Consider the following 17407-nt stretch of genomic DNA (forward strand, 5'->3'; position numbering starts at 1 on the left):
CAGTCTCGGCCAGAGGCTCGCAGCAGTCTCGGCCAGAGGCTCGCAGCAGTCTCGGTCAGAGGCTCGCAGCAGTCTCGGTCAGAGGCTCGCGGCAGCAGCCGCCCGCGCCGCCAGAGGCAGGGCCTCTTCGATGCGCTGCAGGTCGTCTTCGCCATGGGCCGCGGTCAGGAACCACGCCTCGTACACGCTCGGCGGCAGCGCCACACCCTGCTCGCGCATGGCGTGGAAGAACGGCGCGTAGCGGAACGCATCCTGAGCCTGCGCTTCGGTGTAGTCCCGAGGAGCGGTGGCTCGGAAAGAGGGGTTGAACAGGCTGCCGGCGTTCGCCACGGAATGCGTCACGCCGGCGTCGGTCAGTGCTGCCGTCAACGCCGAGGCCACTCGAGACGCCGCCGCATCGACCCTCGCGTAGACCTCAGGAGTCGCGAGGCGCAGGGTCGCGAGGCCGGCGGCCACCGACAGCGGATTCCCCGACAGGGTTCCCGCCTGGTACACCGGGCCGACGGGGGCCAGCAGATCCATGACATCGGCCCGTCCGCCGAGAGCGGCGAGCGGCATGCCGCCGCCGACGACCTTGCCGAACGTGAAGATGTCGGGCAGGTACTCCTCGCCGGCGACGGTCTGCAGCCCCCAGAACCCGGCCGGGTGCACGCGGAAACCCGTGAGCACCTCGTCGATGATCATCAGAGCGCCGTGAGCGTGCGCGGTGTCGGCGATGAAGCGGTTGAACCCGGGCAGAGGCGCGACGACGCCCATGTTCGCCGCCGACGCCTCGACGATCACCGCGGCGATCCGTGTGCCGTGCTCGGCGAACACCGCTTCGAGAGCGTCGCGGTCGTTGTAGTCGATCACGAGCGTCTGCGCCGCGATCGGAGCGGGCACACCGGCCGAGCCGGGCAGCGCCAGCGTCGCGACTCCCGACCCCGCCGCCGCGAGAAGTCCGTCGGAGTGACCGTGGTAGTGACCGGCGAACTTCACCAGCAGGTCTCGTCCGGTCGCCCCGCGCGCGAGGCGGATGGCCGTCATGGTGGCTTCGGTTCCGGTCGACACGAGGCGCACGCGCTCGACGGGCCGCACCTCCCCCACCCTCACTCGATCGGCGATCAGCTCGGCGAGCTCGACTTCGCCCTCGGTCGGAGCCCCGAACGACAGGCCACGCGCGGCAGCGTCCTGCACTGCGGCGACGATCTCGGGGTGGGCGTGCCCGAGCAGAGCCGGTCCCCACGACGCCACGAGATCGACGTACTCCGCGCCGGCGGCATCCGTGACCCGCGCTCCGCGGGCGGAGGAGAGGAACCGCGGCGTTCCGCCGACCGAGCCGTACGCGCGCACCGGGGAGTTCACACCACCGGGGATCACCGCACGGGCAGCGGAGAACAGGTCGTCATTGCGGTCGGTCACAGCACACTCCTCTTCGATGCACGGCGCTCTCCGGCATCACATCCAGGCTATCCCGCCGACACGCGCTCGGGACGCGGACGACCGACTCCCGAGGGGGCGGCAGAGATCAGCCGCGCAGCCAGCGGGCGGCTTCCGTCGCCCAGTAGGTCAGCACCGCGTCGGCACCGGCTCGGCGAATCGACAGCAGCGACTCCAGGATCGATGCGCGGCGGTCGATCCAGCCGTTCGCGGCGGCCGCCTCGATCATCGCGTACTCCCCCGACACCTGATACGCCCAGACGGGGATCTCGACCGTGTCGCGCACCTCGCGCAGAACATCGAGGAACGCCATCGCCGGCTTGACCATCACGATGTCGGCGCCCTCCTGCTCGTCGACGACGGCTTCCCGCACGCCCTCGCGGCGATTGCCCGGGTCGAGCTGATACGTGCGTCGATCGCCCTTCAGCTGAGAATCCACCGCCTCGCGGAAGGGGCCGTAGAACGCGCTCGCGTACTTCGCCGCATAAGCGAGCAGCAGAGTGTCAGTGAACCCCTCGGCGTCGAGCGCCGCCCGGATCACCGAGACCTGACCGTCCATCATCCCCGAGAGCCCCAGCAGCTGAGACCCCGCACGAGCCTGCGCGAGCGCCATCGACGCGTATCTCACCAGGGTGGCATCGTTGTCGACTGATCCATCCTCAGCGAGAACACCGCAGTGACCGTGATCGGTGAACTCGTCGAGACACAGATCCGTCTGCACGACCAGTGCATCGCCGACCTCGGCCGCGAGGACCTCGGTCGCGACGTTCAGGATGCCCTGGGGGTCATCGGCTCCCGAACCCTGCGCATCGCGCACGGTGGGGACGCCGAACAGCATCACTCCCCCGACTCCCGCCTCGGCCGCCTCGATCGCGGCGGCCCGCAGCGAGTCGAGCGAATGCTGCGCGACACCGGGCATCGAGCCGATCGGCGCCGCCTCCGAGAGCCCCTCACGGACGAACAGCGGGAGGACGAGATTGCGGGGCTCGAGCGACGTCTCGCGTATCAGCCCCCGAACTGCGGGGGACTGACGCAGTCGGCGCAGTCGCACGTCGGGGAAGCTCATGGCGCCAGCTCGTCCGACGAGTGCGGAAGCGTGAAGCCCGAGACCGCATCGATCAGCGCATCGACCGTCTGACGATCCGCCACGACCGTGATCGGAAGACCGGCCCGATCTGCGTCCTTCGCCGTGCGCGGACCGATCGCCGCCAGCAGAGTGTCATCGGGAATGTGCGGGAACTGCTCGCGCACCTGCTCGGCCACCGAACCGCTGGTGATGAGGATCGCATTGATGCGGCCGTTCTCGACATCGCGCTTGATGCGGTCGGTCACCGGCACACCCACGGTGCGATAGGCGACCACGCTGTCGACGTCGTGCCCGGCCTCCTGCAGAAGCACGCTCAGCACGGGCTTGGCGATCTCGCTGCGGAGAGCGAGGATGCGCCGCCGCTCCGGCGTCTCGAGCGCGATCAGCTGCTCGGCCATGCCCGCAGCCGAGTTGTCCTCCTCGGGCACCAGCGCGACCTCGTAGCCGACCGCCTGCAATGCGGCCGCGGTGGTCTCTCCGACCGCGGCGATCCGCGTCGAGCGGGGGACGATCGCACGGTGCGCGAACATCACGTCGACCGTGGTCGCACTCGTGACCGTCAGCCAGTCGTACTCGCCACCGGCGAGACGCCTCAGCGCGGTGTCGAGGGCCGCCTGATCGGTGGTCGGGGCGAAGTTGATGAGCGGCGCGACGACGGGCACCGCTCCACGGTCGCGAAGACTCGCGGCCACCCCGTCACCCCACGGGCCACCGCGGGGAACCAGGATCCGCCAGCCGTTCAACGGCCGGTCCTGCTTGGAATTCGTCATGAGGAATGCTCTCGGGAAACAAGGTCAGCCGCCCCTTGATCGAGCAGCCGACGGGCAACACTCAACCCGAGCTCGCGAGCCGCGTGCATCGGGACTGCACCATCGGCAGCATCCGCTCCATTGCCACTGCCGTTCCGTTGAATATACTCCCCGTTCAGCACCTCGGTGACGTCGAGCCCGATCCGCCGACCGCCGTCCGGGGCGTAGACGACCGTCCTGACGCGGATCTCTGCACCGTCGAAAGACGCGTGCGCGGCCATCGGCGCCTGGCATCCCGCATCGAGTCCTTCGAGCACGGCCCGCTCGACGGTGACCGCCAGACGTGTGTTCTCATCGTCGAGCGCAGCGAGCGCGGCGAGCAGTTCTTCGGAGACATCGTCGCGGGTCTCGACGGCCAGCGAACCCTGTCCTGGGGCGGTCGGCCACTCGGCGAGACCGAGCTCCTCCCGACGGAGCGGGGAGTCGGAGCCGAGTCGCGACAGGCCCGCTGCGGCGAGGATCACTGCATCGAGATCGCCGGACGCGACGCGCTGCAGCCGCGAGTCGACGTTGCCGCGGATGTCGACGACCTCGGCGTGGGGCGCCCGACGGCGAACCTGCGCGATGCGGCGCGGCGAGCCCGTGCCGACGGTGCTGCCGGTGCCCAGCTCGTGCAGAGGAACGCCGTCGCGTGTGATGACCACGTCACGGGCGTCCTCCCGCGTCGGAGTCGCCGCGATGACGAGTCCGGACGGGATCGCGGTCGGAAGATCCTTGAGCGAATGCACGAGGAAGTCGCACTCCCCCGCCAGTAGCGCCTCACGCAATCGCGTCGCGAAGATGCCCTGGCCGCCGATCTCCGACAGGGAGGCGCGGTTGGTGTCACCCTCGCTCGTGATCGGGACGAGCTCGACGCGGCGTCCTGACACCTTCTCGAGGGCTGCGGCGACATGGCCCGACTGAGCTCGGGCGAGCGCGCTGCGCCGAGTGCCCAGCCGGATCGGGGTGGACGTGTTCATGGGAATCGTCATGGCGCGGCCTACTGCAGCACGTCCGCGATCTCGTCGAAGCGGAGCCGACGCCCCGTGTAGAAGGGGATCTCCTCCTTCACGAACAGACGCGCGTCGGTGTAGCGGAGGTCGCGCATGAGGTCGACGAGCTCGGTGAGGTCGTCGGCCTCGAGAGGAAGGAGCCACTCGTAGTCGCCCAGCGCGAACGACGCGACCGTGTTCGCGATGACACCGGTGAAGGCCGCACCCTTGCGCCCGTGATCGGCGAGCATCTTCCGCCGCTCGTCCTCCGGCGCGAGGTACCACTCGGGGGTGCGCACGAACGGGTAGAGGCAGAGCCAGTCCTTCGGCTCGATGCCGCGGAGGAATCCCGGCACGTGCGCGCGATTGAACTCGGCGTCGCGGTGCACGCCCATCGCATTCCACACGGGGAGCAGAGAGCGCAGCAGCTCGGTGCGGCGCAGGCGGCGCAGCGCCTTCTGCAGCTCCTCCGCCGTGTCGCCGTGCAGCCAGACCATGAGGTCGGCGTCGGCCTTCAGGCCCGACACGTCGTAGAAGCCGCGAACGGTGACGCCCGAGTCCTCGACGTAGGAGACGATCGTCTCGAGCTCGGTCGAGTCCGACTCGGTGACCGGAACGTCGGGGTTTCGTCGCCACACGGCCCACAGGGTGAAGCCGGACGGGTTCTCTTCGCGTTCATCGGACATGGGTCCCAGTCTGCCCCCTTTGCCCAGCCGAGGCTAATTCCCGGGGGTCGCTTGACAGACCCCGTCGACGAGTACTCGGCGTCGGACCCGACTCAGCGCGAGAGCGCGCGAGCCACGGCCCACACCGCTCCGCCGACGGTGGCGGCGATCACGACGGCGGCACCCATCGCTGCGATCGGGTTGCGGTCGGCGAACGCGCGAGCCTGGGCGGCGGCGCGCTTCGACGCCTTGTCGAGTCGGCGCGGCACGTTGCCCTTGACCTCGATCGCGGCGAGTGCGGCCTTGAGCTCCGCTCGCGCCGAGGCGACGGGATCGACGATGCCGGCCGGCACAGCGGTCTTGGGCAGCGAAGTGATCCCCGATGCCTTCTGCAGGGGTGTGAGGTCAGAGTTCGTCATCGCCGGCTTCCTTCACGAGTCGGATGTCTTCGCCGACCGCCTGAGCGGGATTCCGGCGACGGAGCACCTTGCGGAACTTCAGGATGCCGAGCAGAGCGAACAGCAGCACGGCGAGAATCAGGATGCCGAGCACGGCGAGCGCCGAGAGCCAGACCGGCCACCATGACGAGAGTCCTGCGATCGCGAACACGAGGATCACCGGCACGGCCCAGAAGAGGAAGAACAGCGCGACGAGGAACCAGACGGACCCGATGCCTGCGTCCTTCGCGGTCTTCGAGACCCAGGTCTTCGCCGCATCGATCTCGGCCTTGACGAGGTTGCCGATGAGCTCGGGCAGGTCGCCGATCAGCGACAGCAGACTGTCTTCGGCGCGATCGCGGTATCCGCGGGGCATGTCAGTCTCCGGACTTCACAGAGGTCGAACTCGTCGACGGCGCGCTCTTGGCCGTCGACTTCTTCGTGGCCGGCTTGGCGGCGACCGGCTTGTCGGCGGTGCTCTTCGCGTTCGCGTCCTTGAGCTCGTCGACAGCGTCGTCGGTCGCCTCGACGATGTCCTCTGCGGCCTTGCGGCCCGCGGCGACGGCCGAGTCGAGGCGCTGACCCGCGGTCTTGTCGCCACCGCTCGCCGACTTCACGACCTTCTGCACGCCGGTCCAGATCGCGCCGGGAACGGCAGCGGCCTTGTCACCGACATAGCCCTTGACCTTCTCGACCTGGTCCTGCACGGGGTCGAGGTTCCAGACCTTGAGCCACTGCGTCTTGATCTGCTCGTAGCGCTCGCGGCCTGCGCGCGATCCGAGGACATATCCCACGCCGATTCCTACGACGAGTCCGATCTTCCCCTTCATGGGGTCTCCTCACGTTGTTACGGTGTGAACGCCTAGGGCGAACCGACGGCTGCGAGCCGCCTGCAAGTGTCCAGCGTAACGCCGTATGCCGATTTCGGCATCTACGCGTCAGAGGGTTGACAGCGCGCTCCCGATGGGGGTGGGTCCAGGAGTCGCCGTGGCCGCCTCAGTCCCACAGAAGCGCGCGTCGCAGGCGGTCTGCTTCGGCGTGGGCGTCCGGCACGACCTGCGCGAGCCCTGTGCCCGCCAGCCACGCCCCGACCGCGGCGAGACCCGGCACCGCCTGCACGGCTGCCCGCGCCGTCTGGCGACGCTCACCCGAGCCGATGATCGACGCCGGCTGCGACTGCACGAAACGGGAGCGATGCGCGGCGACGACGTCGCTGTGCGCGAGCGGTACCCCGAGAAGGGCCGCTGCCTCTCGCAGTGCGAGCTGCACGGCGGTCTCATCGTCGAGCGTCGAGGTCGCGGCGGGCTCGCCCTGTGCGCCGAAGGAGACTCTCACGACGTGACGGCCGGACGCCGCGCGACGCACCCACTCCCATTTGGCGGTGGAGTGAGTGAGGGCTTTGGCCGTGTGGCTTCCCGGAACCGTGAGCACGCCGGTGCCGCGGGGCGTGCCGCTGAGCGCAGAGGGCGCCAGCAGCAGAGTGACGAGCTCGATCTCCGGCGAGTCCGCCGGCACCGTCGAGGCGAGCTCCGGGGCCACCGCCGAGAGCAGCTTGCGTGCCGTCGCCTCGGGCGTCGCGATCACGACCCCGTCGGCCTTCAGCACGGCGTCTGCGGTGTCGGTGCCGAGCACCTCGTCCGCGTCGAGAGCGGCATCGGCGGGGTCACCATCGGCGGGGTCGCCGGCGACGCCCTCGGTCGCAATGGTCCACAGCTCTCCGGACTTGCTCACCTCCGTCACTCGCACACCGGTGCGCACGACGGCTCCGAGCTTCTCGAGCTCGGCCACGAGGGCGTCGACGAGCACGGTCATGCCACCGTCGAGCCCTTCGACAGCCGCACCGGGCGACTGCGCCTTCGCGGCCCGCGAGGCGCTCTCGTCGCGCAGCGCCTGCACAGCTCCCGACAGGGACCCGACCCGAGTCAGCGCCGCGTTGAGCCCCGGGGCGGCGACGTCGACATCGATGTCGTCGGGTGATGCCGAGTAGACGCCGGTCGTCACCGGGGCGACCAGCCGGTCGCGCACCTTCGCGCCCATGCGCGACGCGACCAGCTTGCCCAGACTGTGGCTGTGACCGATCGTGAGCGGTGGTCGCACGCGATCGAGATACGCGCGCCAGACGCCCGACCACCCGAGGATGCGCCGGACGTCTTCCTGGAAGGGATTCCCCGGTATGCCGAGGATGCCCCCGACGGGCAGCGGCGCGGCCCCGACGCCGGGGATGCCCGCGAGCCAGGCGCCGCCTGCGGCAGGAACCACGATGCGATCGGCGATGCCGAGGTCTTCGATGAGTGCGCGGACTCGGCCCCCGCGGGTCGCATAGCTCTCCGCACCCGCGTCGAGTACGACACCGTCGAGCTCTGCGCGCTGCAGGGCGCCGCCCACGGCATCCGCGCTCTCGAGCAGAGTCACGCGCATGCCGACCTTGGCGCATTCGCGCGCCGCGATCAGGCCGCCGATGCCTCCGCCCACGACCACGACATGCGTGTGCGCGGCGCGCTCCGCGCGGGCTGCGAGCTCGGCGCGGGAGGCCGCCGCCTCGGAATCAGGAGTCATGGTGAGCGTCCCTTCGCGTCAGATCGAGTGGACGAGCTCGACGATCCGCGTCAGCTGGTCGGGATCGGCCTCGGGCGGCACGCCGTGCCCGAGGTTGACGATGTGCCCGCGCGCCGCGCGGCCGCGCTCGACCACGTCGCGCACATGAGCCTCGAGCACCGGCCACGGCGCACCGAGCAGCGCCGGATCGATGTTGCCCTGCACCGAGACGTCGGGGCCGACGATCGCCGCCGCCTGGTCGAGAGGCATGCGCCAGTCGACCCCGACGCCGTCGACGATGCCGTCGAACCGCATGTCGGCGAGGAACGGACCGGTCCCGACACCGAAGTGGATGCTCGGAACGCCGATGCCTTCGAGCGCCGTGCGCGAGTGCGGTGCCACGAATGCGCGGTAATCGGCTGTGCTGAGCGACCCCGCCCACGAGTCGAACAGCTGCACGACGGATGCTCCGGCGTCGCGCTGCGTCTCGAGGAAGCGACGCGAGATCTGCGCCAGCCAGCCGGCCAGGCGATGCCAGGCGTCGGGGTCGGCGTGCATCATCCCGCGCGCACGGAGGTGCTCCTTCGACGGCCCCCCTTCGACCAGGTAGGCGGCGAGGGTGAAGGGCGCTCCCGCGAACCCGATCAGCGGGGTGTCGCCGAGTTCGTCGGCCACAAGACGAACGGCCTCGGCGATAGCCGTGCCGTCGAGAGAGTCGGGATCGATCGCGGTGATGCGGTCGACGTCGGCCGCCGTTCGCACGGGGTCGGCGAACACGGGACCGCGGCCGGGCTCGATCTCGACCTCCACGCCGGCGAGACGCAGCGGGATCACGATGTCGCTGAAGAAGACCGCCGCATCGACGCCATGACGACGCACCGGCTGCAGCGTGATCTCCGCCGCGAGGTCGGGCGTGAGGCATGCGTCCAGCATCCGCGTCCCGACCCGCAGTTCGCGGTACTCCGGCAGCGATCGTCCAGCCTGTCGCATGAACCAGACGGGGGCATGCTCGGGGCGGGGTCCGGTGAGGGCACGCAGCAGCGGAGCGTCGGAGAGAGCCATGCGTCCATCCTCCCATCCCCCGCCCGGGCCGACCTGTGCGCGAGGAGGGGTAGAATCGTCATGTGCTGCTGTGTGTCACGGCGAGTCACAAGACCGCCTCCTTCGAATTGCTCGAACGCCTGAGCCGCACCCCCGATGACGTCGCATCCACGATCGTGGACACGGCGTCGTGCGTGCAGGGTGCGGTCGTTCTTGCTACCTGCAACCGTTTCGAGGCGTACGTCGAGATGGATGAGCCTGTCACGGCCGCCGGCGCGATCGGCGTCGAGGCGGTGCTCGAGGCGGTCGAGGCCTCCACCGGCATCTCCACCGCCGAGCTCGACGGCGCCTATGACGTGCACTCGGGTCGCCGGGTCGCCGAGCACCTGTTCTCGGTCGCATCCGGACTCGAATCCGTCGTCTCGGGCGAGGGCGAGATCGCCGGACAGGTGCGACGCGCACTCACCTCCGCCCGCAAGGACGGCACCACCTCTCCCGAGCTCGAGCGCCTGTTCCAGCGTGCGAGCCAGGCGCAGCGCAAGGTCAAGAACGTGACCGCCCTCGGGCGCGCGGGTCGCTCACTCGTGCGGCTGGCGCTGGAGCTCGCCGACAGCCGGATCGTCGACTGGTCGACCGAGCGCGTGCTGCTCGTCGGCACCGGCGCTTATGCGGCCGTCACTCTGGCCACCCTGCGAGAGCGGGGCGCACTCGACATCTCGGTGTACTCGCCCTCGGGTCGCGCCGAGAAGTTCGCGGTGAAGCACGGCATCCGCCCCGTCGCGGCCGACGACTACGCACGCACCGCCGCGCACTCGAGCCTGGTCATCACCTGCACCACGGCGACTGAGCCTGTGCTGACGCCGGAGCACCTCCAGGCATCCGCCGGCATCGCCGCCGCAGGCTGCCCCGTCGCCTCCCACCGTCAGATGGTGGTCGACCTCGGCATGCCCCGCAACGTCGACCCGGCTGTCGCCGCCCTCGAAGGCGTCGCGCTGCTCGACCTCGAGACCATCAGCCTGCACGCTCCGCTCGAGGAGCTGCAGGCGACGGACGCCGCCCGCACGGTCGTGCGCGAAGCCGCCGACACCTTCCACGTCGTGGGCAGCAGGCAGAGCGTCACTCCGTCGATCGTCGCGCTGCGGTCGCACATCTTCTCGCTGCTCGAGTCCGAGATCGATCGGGCCCGTGCCCGCGGAGACGAGGACGGCAAGGTCGAGCAGGCGCTGCGACACCTCACCGGCGTGCTGCTGCACACTCCGACGACGCGCGCGCACGAACTCGCGGCGAGCGGGCAGGCCGACGAGTTCACCGCCGCGCTCACGACGCTGTACGGCATCGCACCGGTCGAGTCCGCGCAGACGTCGGACATCGACGCGGCATCTGCCTGAGGCGTCCGCCGCCTGCACCGACGGGCCGCTGCACAGACTCCCGCGCATCCTGATGTCGCGCGGGGATGCGGTGGTGTCAGACTGGAGGCATGGCCCTTCACATCACCGGAGACACCGCCGCCGACGCGCTGCTCACAGACAATCCGCTGGCTCTGCTCGTGGGCATGCTGCTCGACCAGCAGGTTCCCATGGAGACGGCATTCGCGGGGCCGCTCAAGATCGAGCAGCGCACCGGCGCCACCGACGCGACGGCGATCGCCGCGATGGACCCCGACGAGTTCCTCGAGGCGTTCAAGACCACACCGGCAGTGCATCGGTTCCCCGGGTCCATGGCCGCCCGCGTGCAGGCTCTGTGCCAGGACATCGTCGACCGGTGGGGCGGCGACGCAGCAGCCATCTGGACCGAGGGCGACCCCTCGGGCGCTGAGGTGCTGAAGCGCCTCCGCGCGCTGCCCGGCTTCGGGGAGCAGAAGGCCAAGATCTTCCTCGCGCTGCTGGGCAAGCAGTACGGCTTCACCGGAGCGGGCTGGCGCGAAGCGGCGGGAGACTACGGCGTCGAGGGCTCGTACCGCAGCGTCGCCGACATCGTCTCGCCCGAATCCCTCACCAAGGTCCGCGAGCACAAGAAGGCGATGAAGGCCGCGGCGAAGGCGACGGCATGAAGCCCACGGGCGACGACGTCGCCGGTCTCATCGCCCGCTCGAGCCCCGCCGTCCGGCGTCGTGACGCCGAGACCCTCACCGCCCTGATGCAGGAGATCACCGGCCGCGAGCCGCAGACCTGGGGAACCATCATCGGCTTCGGCAGCTGCCACTACCGATACCCCACGGGTACTGAGGGCGACAGCGGCCTCCTCGGCTTCGCCCCGCGAAAGGCGGCGACCACGATCTACCTGTTCGACGGGGTGGATGCGCACCGAGAGGCGCTCGCCGATCTGGGTCCGCACACCACCGGGGTCGGCTGCCTGTACATCAAAGACCTCGAGCAGGTCGATCTCGCCGTGCTGCGCAGCATCCTCGAGCGCTCGCTCGCCTGGGTCGAGGCGGGCGGCACCGATCAGGTGCAGCTGACCGTCACGGGGTGACGCGGCCCCGTCGCAGACGAGCGGCGATGGCCGGCACCGCGAACACCAGCACGATCGCCGCGACGATGCCGCGGACGATCCACAGTCCCGGTTCCCAGATCACCTCGTATGTACCAGGGAGGCCGAAGAACGCCGCGATGATCTGCGCCTCGGCCCTGCGCCCGATCTCGCCACTCGACATCGACATGCCGCCGACGACGCACACGACGCCGAGGGCGAGCAGCACGAGCGGCATGACGAGCGCTGCGGGTCGCGCCTCGCCACGGGCGATCAGACGCGCCACCTTCCCCAACGACACGAGAGGGAAGACGAAGAAGAACCACACCAGGGCGCCGAGCATGACACCGACGCAGATGAAGATCGGCACCCAGATCAGCATCCACGGGCTTTCGTCTCCGATGAAGTACTCGGGCTCCCTCAGGATCGCCACGACGAAACCGAGCAGAGTCCCGAGGGGCAGCACGGCGAGCATGAGCCACAGGACCGGCCGCGGCACTCTCTTCCGCTCGCCCAGGCGCATCATCACGATCTGGATGACCAGCGCCGACGCGATCGCAGGGATGCCGAACATGGCGATGAGCGACGCTGCGCCGTCGTTGTCGCTCAGGTCGAGCACGGCGAGCATCAGCCAGCTCACTGCGAGCGCGCCGAACACGATCCCCGCGACGGGTCGTGTCGCCGCTCGCAGCTCCTCCTGCGGCCCTCCCCCCGGAGCGCTCATCGCCGTCACGCGCCCTTGAGGCGCTCCGCGAGGTACTCGTGCAGGTCGTCGATCGAGACGCGCTCCTGCGCCATGGTGTCGCGGTCGCGCACGGTCACGGCACGGTCGTCGAGCGAGTCGAAGTCGATCGTGACGCAGAACGGCGTGCCGATCTCGTCCTGGCGACGGTAACGCCGACCGATCGCTCCGGCGTCGTCGAAGTCGACCGCCCACGAGCTGCGCAGCGTGTCGGCGACCTCGCGCGCGAGCGGCGACAGGCGCTCGTTGCGGCTCAGCGGCAGCACGGCGGCCTTCACGGGAGCGAGACGCGGGTCGAGCTTGAGCACCGTGCGCACGTCGGTGCCGCCCTTCGCGTTCGGCACCTCCTCCTCACGGTAGGCGTCGACGAGGAACGCCATCATGGCGCGGGTGAGACCGAAGGACGGCTCGATCACGTAGGGGGTGTATCGGTCGCCCGTCGCCTGGTCGAAGTAGGTCAGGCTCTGACCGGATGCTTCGCTGTGGCTCGACAGGTCGTAGTCGGTGCGGTTGGCGACGCCCATGAGCTCGCCCCACTCCTTGCCGGCGAAGCCGAACTTGTACTCGACGTCGATCGTGCCCGCCGAGTAGTGCGCACGGTCGTCTTCGGGCACGTCGAACTGGCGCATGTTCTCGGGGTCGATGCCCAGATCGATGAACCAGTTCCAGCAGGCCTCGACCCAGTGCTCGAACCACTCCTGCGCATCCGCCGGCGGCGTGAAGAACTCGATCTCCATCTGCTCGAACTCGCGGGTGCGGAAGATGAAGTTGCCGGGCGTGATCTCGTTGCGGAACGCCTTCCCGACCTGGCCGATGCCGAACGGCGGCTTCTTGCGGCTGGCCGTGAGCACGTTCGAGAAGTTCACGAAGATGCCCTGCGCGGTCTCGGGGCGCAGGTAGTACAGCCCCGACTCGTCGTCGACCACGCCGAGGTACGTCTTCACGAGACCCGAGAACGACTTGGGCTCGGTGTACTGGCCCTTGGTGCCGCAGTTGGGGCACGGCACGTCGGCAAGACCGTTCTCGGCCTTGCGGCCCTTGCGCGCCTCGAAGTCCTCGACCAGGTTGTCGGCCCGGAAGCGCTTGTGGCAGTGCAGGCACTCCACGAGCGGGTCGGTGAACGTGGCGACGTGACCGGAGGCCTCCCACACGCGCTTGGGCAGGATGATGCTCGAATCGAGTCCCACCATGTCGCCGCGACCGCGCACGAAGGTCTGCCACCACTGGCGGCGGATGTTCTCCTTGAGCTCCGTGCCGAGGGGCCCGTAGTCCCATGCCGACCTCGAACCGCCGTAGATCTCACCCGCCTGGAAGACGAACCCGCGGTGGCGGGCAAGGGCGATGACCTTGTCGAGACGGGACTGTTCGGCCACGGTGGCTCCAATGGTCGGATGCGGGAGATGACCCGTGATCACGGGCAGGTCAATCTTATCCGCGCGGGCCGGAGCGCAACTCGCAGGTCCCGAGGCGCTCAGGCCGAGAAGAGGTAGCCTTTGTCGACGTCGAACCCCGACAGGGTGAGGCCGCTGCCCAGCAGCCCCTCCATCTGGGCGCGGAGCCGCAGACGCCACTCGTGCGCGGCGGCCGGGTCGGAGACCCGCATCGCCTCGATGTCGGTCGGGATCTCGAGCGTCTCGACGACGGAATCGGCGTCGGGCTGCTTCGCGATGTCGGCGAGTGCCCATTCGACGTCGAGTCGGTCGCTCTCATCTCCCGCGTCGCCCCCGCCGAAGATCCCGTAGCGGTTGACCGAGTATCCGGTCGCGCGCGCTCCGAGCACGGTGAGGAAGAAGTGGGCGTTGCGGGCGACCAGCGGGTCGAACGTCCAGCTGATCCTGCCGACATCGCGCGAGAACGCCCACTGACGCTGGTGCTCCTTGAGTTCACGCCCCCACCCGCGACCGCGGTACTCCGGGAGCAGCGCGGTGATGTGCGAGTGCATGGCCCGCCGCGCCGGGGCGCCGAAGAACGCGATCGAGGCGCCGACCATGCGCTCCTCCCCGTCTTCCGCGTCGAAGAGTCCGACGACGTAGTTGCCGGACTGCTGCAGAGCGCGCAGGGTCCCCGCGTCGATGACGCGCTCGGGCCCGCGGATCGAGTCCAGCAGGCTCTGCGCGTCGATGATGAGTTCAACGGTGTCGAGATCACGGATGGTTCGCACGACCCCAGTCTGCCCTCCCGGTGCACGATTTCGGAATCGCGCGACACGATCCGGCTGTGATCACCGCCGAAACGGGGCGTACCGTGGAGGAATGGCATCCAGCGAGACCAGGTCAGATCAGTCCGACACGCGTTTCTTCGGGCAGCCCTGGGCACTCGTGCACGTGTTCGGCGTGGAGATGTGGGAGCGGTTCAGCTTCTACGGCATGCAGGGCATCCTGCTGATCTACCTCTACTTCTCGGTGACCGAGGGCGGGCTCGGCCTCTCCCAGGCCGTCGCCGGGGGCATCGTCGGAGCATACGGAGGGTCGGTGTACCTCGCGACCATCCTCGGCGCGTGGATCGCCGATCGCATCCTGGGCTCGGAGCGCGTGCTGTTCCTCAGCGCGATCGTCATCGTGGCGGGGCACGTCGCGCTCGCGCTGCTGCCGGGCTTCCTCGGTGTGGGCGTGGGCCTCGTGCTCGTGGCGCTCGGATCGGGCGGCCTGAAGGCGAACGCGACAGCAGTGGTGGGCACTCTCTACGCTCCCGACGACACGCGGCGCGACGCCGGGTTCTCGCTGTTCTACCTGGGCATCAACCTCGGTGCTTTCCTCGGTCCGATCCTCACCGGCATCCTGCAGTCGACGCTCGGCTTCCACTTCGGCTTCGGGCTCGCCGCGATCGGCATGACGCTCGGCCTCGTGCAGTATGCATTCGGTCGTCGCGCTCTTCCCGAGGAGGCACGGAACGTTCCGAACCCTCTGCCGTCGTCGCGGTACCCGCTCGTCGTCGGGATCGCTGTCGCGGCCGTCGTGCTGATCGCCGTACTCGTGCTGGTCGGCGTCATCACCGCCGACAACCTCGCCACGATCGTCATCATCGCGACGGTCGTCGCGTCCGTCGCGTACTTCGCCGTCATCCTCACGAGCCGCCGCATCGACGGCACCGAGCGCTCGCGCGTCTGGGGGTTCCTGCCGCTCTTCGTCACGAGCGTCGCGTTCTGGTCGCTGTATCAGCAGCAGTTCACCGTGCTCACGGTCTACTCGGACGAGCGACTGAACCGCGACCTGTTCGGCTTCGAGATGCCCATCTCGTGGGTGCAGTCGATCAACCCCGTCTTCATCATCGTCCTGTCCGGCGTCTTCGCCGCGATCTGGACGCGCCTCGGAACCCGCCAGCCGTCGACCCCGGTGAAGTTCGCACTGGGAGCGATGATCATGGGAGCCGCGTTCCTGCTGTTCCTGCCCTTCGCGAACGGGGCGGCCAACTCGACGCCGCTGCTCGCGATCGTCGGCATCCTCCTCGTGTTCACGATCGCCGAGCTGCTGATCTCGCCGGTGGGACTCTCGGTCACGACCAAGCTCGCGCCGCGCGTCTTCCACACCCAGATGGTCGCGCTGTTCTTCCTCTCCGTGGCGCTGGGCACGGCGATCTCCGGCTGGCTCGTGCAGTTCTACGACCCCAAGAACGAGGTGCCGTACTTCTCGATCCTCGGCGGGATCGCGATCGTCGTCGGGATCGGACTGCTCGTGTCGGCGAAGCCGGTGCTGCGGCTCATGAAGGGCGTGAGCTGAGCGCCCACGCGTATCGGTGCGGCGAGTCCCGGTGTCGGGATCGCCGATAGCCTGAGGCGATGGGAGAGAACGACGATCGTGCACGCACAAGGCTCTCCCGAAAGGCTCCACGGTGGGCGGTCGTCGCGGTGCTCGCGTTCGCGGGCCTGTGCTCGTCGTTCATGTTCACGCTCGTCGTGCCGCTCCAGGCCGAGCTGCCGCACCTGCTGAACGCCTCTCGCGAAGACACCACGTGGGTCGTCACGATCACGCTGCTCGTCGCCGCGGTCGCCACCCCGATCTCGGGACGTCTGGGCGACATGTACGGCAAGCGGCGAGTCGTGATCGTGCTGCTGGCGCTGCTCATCATCGGCTCCGTCATCGCCGCAGTCTCGGGTTCGATCGTCGGCGTGATCATCGGGCGTGCGCTGCAGGGCGCCGTGACCGGAGTCGTGCCGCTCGGCATCGCGATCATGCGCGACGTGCTGCCGCCCGAGCGGCTCGGCACCGCGGTCGCGCTCATGAGCGCGACGATGGGCGTCGGCGGCGCGATCGGGATGCCGGTCGCCGCCCTGCTGGCCGTCAACGCAGACTGGCACTGGCTCTTCTGGCTGGCCGCGGCTCTCGGCGTCGTGGGCCTGGCACTCGTGCTGCTCGTCATCCCCGAAGATGTGCTGCGGTTTCCCGGACGCCTCGATGTGCTCGGTGCGATCGGACTCGCGATCGGCCTCACCGGCATCCTCCTGTTCGTCTCCCGCGGAGCGGAGTGGGGCTGGACTGCTCCGCTGACGCTCACGTGCATCATCGGCGGCGTGGGCGTGCTGCTGATCTGGGGCCGGTATCAGCTGCGCACGACCGATCCGCTGCTCGACCTCCGCGTCGCCGCGCGGCCGGCAGTGCTCTTCACCAACATCGCCGCGATCGGCATGGGCTTCGCTCTCTTCGCGTCGAACGTCACCTTCCCCCAGCTGCTCGAGATGCCGGTCGACTCGGGCTCGGGATTCGGACTCGACATGGTCTCGGCCGCACTCGTCATCATGCCGGCGGGGCTCGTGATGATGGTGATCTCGCCGCTGTCGGGCTGGCTCGAGCGCACGGTCGGCCCCAGACCGCTGTTCACGGTGGGGGCGGGAGCGATCGTGCTGGCCTATGTCTTCGTGCTGCTGTGGTCGAGCGAGGTGTGGCACATCCTGGTCGGCAACCTGCTGATCGGAGTGGGCATCGGATTCACATTCGCCGCCATGCCGATGATCATCATGCGCTCGGTGCCCGCGAACGAGACGGGGGCCTCGAACGGGCTGAACGCGCTCTTCCGCTCGGTCGGCACCTCCAGTGCGTCTGCCGTGATGGGCGGAGTGCTCGCCGCGATGAGCGTCGACGTGGGCGGCACCGCCGTGCCGACGCGCGCCGCTTTCGACGTGTGCTTCTGGCTCGCGATCGCTGCCGGCATCGTCGCTCTCGTGCTCTCGCTCTTCATCCCCCGCCAGCGCGCGGCGGAGCAGCATCCGTCGCTGCCCGGCTGAGCCCCGGGGACCCG

General features: G+C 69.3%; 18 protein-coding genes. 5 read left to right on the forward strand and 13 right to left on the reverse strand.

The window, feature by feature from the left end:
- Nucleotides 1-78: 78 nt before the first annotated feature.
- The 10 genes from RWO82_RS11225 to hemE form a co-directional block, all read right to left on the reverse strand.
- Nucleotides 79-1401 (reverse strand): glutamate-1-semialdehyde 2,1-aminomutase, encoded by a 1323-nt coding sequence (locus RWO82_RS11225; RefSeq protein ID WP_314426919.1) that lies wholly within the window; start codon nt 1399-1401, stop codon nt 79-81.
- A 106-nt stretch (nt 1402-1507) separates the two neighbouring features.
- Complete coding sequence (gene hemB, locus RWO82_RS11230; RefSeq protein ID WP_314426921.1) at nt 1508-2485, reverse strand: porphobilinogen synthase; 978 nt, start codon at nt 2483-2485, stop codon at nt 1508-1510.
- A complete protein-coding gene (locus tag RWO82_RS11235) occupies nt 2482-3276 on the reverse strand; it encodes a uroporphyrinogen-III synthase (protein ID WP_314426924.1) in 795 nt (264 codons plus the stop codon). The genes hemB and RWO82_RS11235 overlap by 4 nt, the downstream gene beginning before the upstream one ends.
- Nucleotides 3273-4274 (reverse strand): hydroxymethylbilane synthase, encoded by a 1002-nt coding sequence (gene hemC / locus RWO82_RS11240; RefSeq protein ID WP_314426926.1) that lies wholly within the window; start codon nt 4272-4274, stop codon nt 3273-3275. Before hemC ends, RWO82_RS11235 begins: the two co-directional genes overlap by 4 nt.
- A gap of 20 nt (nt 4275-4294) precedes the next feature.
- On the reverse strand, nt 4295-4972 hold the full coding sequence (hemQ, locus tag RWO82_RS11245) for a hydrogen peroxide-dependent heme synthase (protein ID WP_314426928.1): 678 nt from the start codon (nt 4970-4972) through the stop codon (nt 4295-4297).
- A gap of 92 nt (nt 4973-5064) precedes the next feature.
- Nucleotides 5065-5370, reverse strand: coding sequence for a hypothetical protein (locus RWO82_RS11250; protein WP_314426930.1), 306 nt, complete (start codon nt 5368-5370; stop codon nt 5065-5067).
- Nucleotides 5357-5764, reverse strand: a complete 408-nt coding sequence (locus RWO82_RS11255) for a phage holin family protein (RefSeq protein WP_314426932.1) — start codon at nt 5762-5764, stop codon at nt 5357-5359. Before RWO82_RS11255 ends, RWO82_RS11250 begins: the two co-directional genes overlap by 14 nt.
- 1 nt (nt 5765) lies before the next feature.
- Nucleotides 5766-6218, reverse strand: coding sequence for a hypothetical protein (locus tag RWO82_RS11260; RefSeq protein WP_314426934.1), 453 nt, complete (start codon nt 6216-6218; stop codon nt 5766-5768).
- A 166-nt stretch (nt 6219-6384) separates the two neighbouring features.
- Nucleotides 6385-7944: a protoporphyrinogen oxidase gene (hemG, locus tag RWO82_RS11265; RefSeq protein WP_314426936.1), complete on the reverse strand. Its 1560-nt coding sequence runs from the start codon at nt 7942-7944 to the stop codon at nt 6385-6387.
- Between the two features lie 18 nt (nt 7945-7962).
- Nucleotides 7963-8985 carry a uroporphyrinogen decarboxylase gene (gene hemE / locus RWO82_RS11270; RefSeq protein WP_314426938.1) on the reverse strand — a complete coding sequence of 341 codons (1023 nt, stop codon included), beginning with the start codon at nt 8983-8985 and terminating at the stop codon, nt 7963-7965.
- 62 nt (nt 8986-9047) lie between these two features.
- On the opposite strand from hemE, the gene RWO82_RS11275 reads away from it, so the two are divergent.
- The 3 genes from RWO82_RS11275 (at nt 9048) to RWO82_RS11285 (ending at nt 11436) form a co-directional block, all read left to right on the forward strand.
- Nucleotides 9048-10352: a glutamyl-tRNA reductase gene (locus tag RWO82_RS11275; protein ID WP_314426940.1), complete on the forward strand. Its 1305-nt coding sequence runs from the start codon at nt 9048-9050 to the stop codon at nt 10350-10352.
- An 89-nt stretch (nt 10353-10441) separates the two neighbouring features.
- Nucleotides 10442-11014, forward strand: coding sequence for an HhH-GPD-type base excision DNA repair protein (locus tag RWO82_RS11280; protein ID WP_314426943.1), 573 nt, complete (start codon nt 10442-10444; stop codon nt 11012-11014).
- Nucleotides 11011-11436 carry a DUF1801 domain-containing protein gene (locus RWO82_RS11285; RefSeq protein ID WP_314426946.1) on the forward strand — a complete coding sequence of 142 codons (426 nt, stop codon included), beginning with the start codon at nt 11011-11013 and terminating at the stop codon, nt 11434-11436. The genes RWO82_RS11280 and RWO82_RS11285 overlap by 4 nt, the downstream gene beginning before the upstream one ends.
- On the opposite strand, the gene RWO82_RS11290 is transcribed toward RWO82_RS11285, so the two are convergent.
- The 3 genes from RWO82_RS11290 to RWO82_RS11300 form a co-directional block, all read right to left on the reverse strand.
- Entirely contained in the window at nt 11426-12157 is a 732-nt protein-coding gene (locus RWO82_RS11290; RefSeq protein ID WP_314426947.1) for a hypothetical protein, read from the reverse strand. The two genes, RWO82_RS11285 and RWO82_RS11290, sit on opposite strands and share 11 nt — an antisense overlap.
- A 5-nt stretch (nt 12158-12162) precedes the next feature.
- A complete protein-coding gene (locus RWO82_RS11295; RefSeq protein ID WP_314426949.1) occupies nt 12163-13548 on the reverse strand; it encodes a glycine--tRNA ligase in 1386 nt (461 codons plus the stop codon).
- A gap of 98 nt (nt 13549-13646) precedes the next feature.
- A complete protein-coding gene (locus RWO82_RS11300; protein WP_314426952.1) occupies nt 13647-14336 on the reverse strand; it encodes a GNAT family N-acetyltransferase in 690 nt (229 codons plus the stop codon).
- A gap of 91 nt (nt 14337-14427) precedes the next feature.
- Here RWO82_RS11300 and RWO82_RS11305 point away from each other — a divergent pair, with 91 nt between their 5' ends.
- Together RWO82_RS11305 and RWO82_RS11310 are read left to right on the forward strand one after the other, a co-directional pair.
- Complete coding sequence (locus RWO82_RS11305) at nt 14428-15891, forward strand: oligopeptide:H+ symporter (RefSeq protein ID WP_314426954.1); 1464 nt, start codon at nt 14428-14430, stop codon at nt 15889-15891.
- Between the two features lie 59 nt (nt 15892-15950).
- Nucleotides 15951-17393, forward strand: coding sequence for an MFS transporter (locus RWO82_RS11310; protein WP_314426956.1), 1443 nt, complete (start codon nt 15951-15953; stop codon nt 17391-17393).
- The last annotated feature ends 14 nt before the right edge of the window (nt 17394-17407 follow it).

The organism is uncultured Microbacterium sp., from assembly GCF_963521645.1.
In the GTDB taxonomy this organism is placed as follows: Bacteria; Actinomycetota; Actinomycetes; order Actinomycetales; family Microbacteriaceae; genus Microbacterium.

Bases quoted from the DNA above. Each gene is read 5' to 3' on its own strand.
- RWO82_RS11310 (WP_314426956.1), top strand. From the start codon at position 15,951: ATGGGAGAGAACGACGATCGTGCACGCACAAGGCTCTCCCGAAAGGCT.
- RWO82_RS11235 (WP_314426924.1), bottom strand. From the start codon at position 3,276: ATGACGAATTCCAAGCAGGACCGGCCGTTGAACGGCTGGCGGATCCTG.
- RWO82_RS11305 (WP_314426954.1), top strand. From the start codon at position 14,428: ATGGCATCCAGCGAGACCAGGTCAGATCAGTCCGACACGCGTTTCTTC.
- RWO82_RS11280 (WP_314426943.1), top strand. From the start codon at position 10,442: ATGGCCCTTCACATCACCGGAGACACCGCCGCCGACGCGCTGCTCACA.
- RWO82_RS11290 (WP_314426947.1), bottom strand. From the start codon at position 12,157: ATGAGCGCTCCGGGGGGAGGGCCGCAGGAGGAGCTGCGAGCGGCGACA.
- hemG (WP_314426936.1), bottom strand. From the start codon at position 7,944: ATGACTCCTGATTCCGAGGCGGCGGCCTCCCGCGCCGAGCTCGCAGCC.
- hemE (WP_314426938.1), bottom strand. From the start codon at position 8,985: ATGGCTCTCTCCGACGCTCCGCTGCTGCGTGCCCTCACCGGACCCCGC.
- RWO82_RS11285 (WP_314426946.1), top strand. From the start codon at position 11,011: ATGAAGCCCACGGGCGACGACGTCGCCGGTCTCATCGCCCGCTCGAGC.
- RWO82_RS11255 (WP_314426932.1), bottom strand. From the start codon at position 5,764: ATGCCCCGCGGATACCGCGATCGCGCCGAAGACAGTCTGCTGTCGCTG.
- hemB (WP_314426921.1), bottom strand. From the start codon at position 2,485: ATGAGCTTCCCCGACGTGCGACTGCGCCGACTGCGTCAGTCCCCCGCA.
- hemQ (WP_314426928.1), bottom strand. From the start codon at position 4,972: ATGTCCGATGAACGCGAAGAGAACCCGTCCGGCTTCACCCTGTGGGCC.
- RWO82_RS11260 (WP_314426934.1), bottom strand. From the start codon at position 6,218: ATGAAGGGGAAGATCGGACTCGTCGTAGGAATCGGCGTGGGATATGTC.
- hemC (WP_314426926.1), bottom strand. From the start codon at position 4,274: ATGAACACGTCCACCCCGATCCGGCTGGGCACTCGGCGCAGCGCGCTC.
- RWO82_RS11250 (WP_314426930.1), bottom strand. From the start codon at position 5,370: ATGACGAACTCTGACCTCACACCCCTGCAGAAGGCATCGGGGATCACT.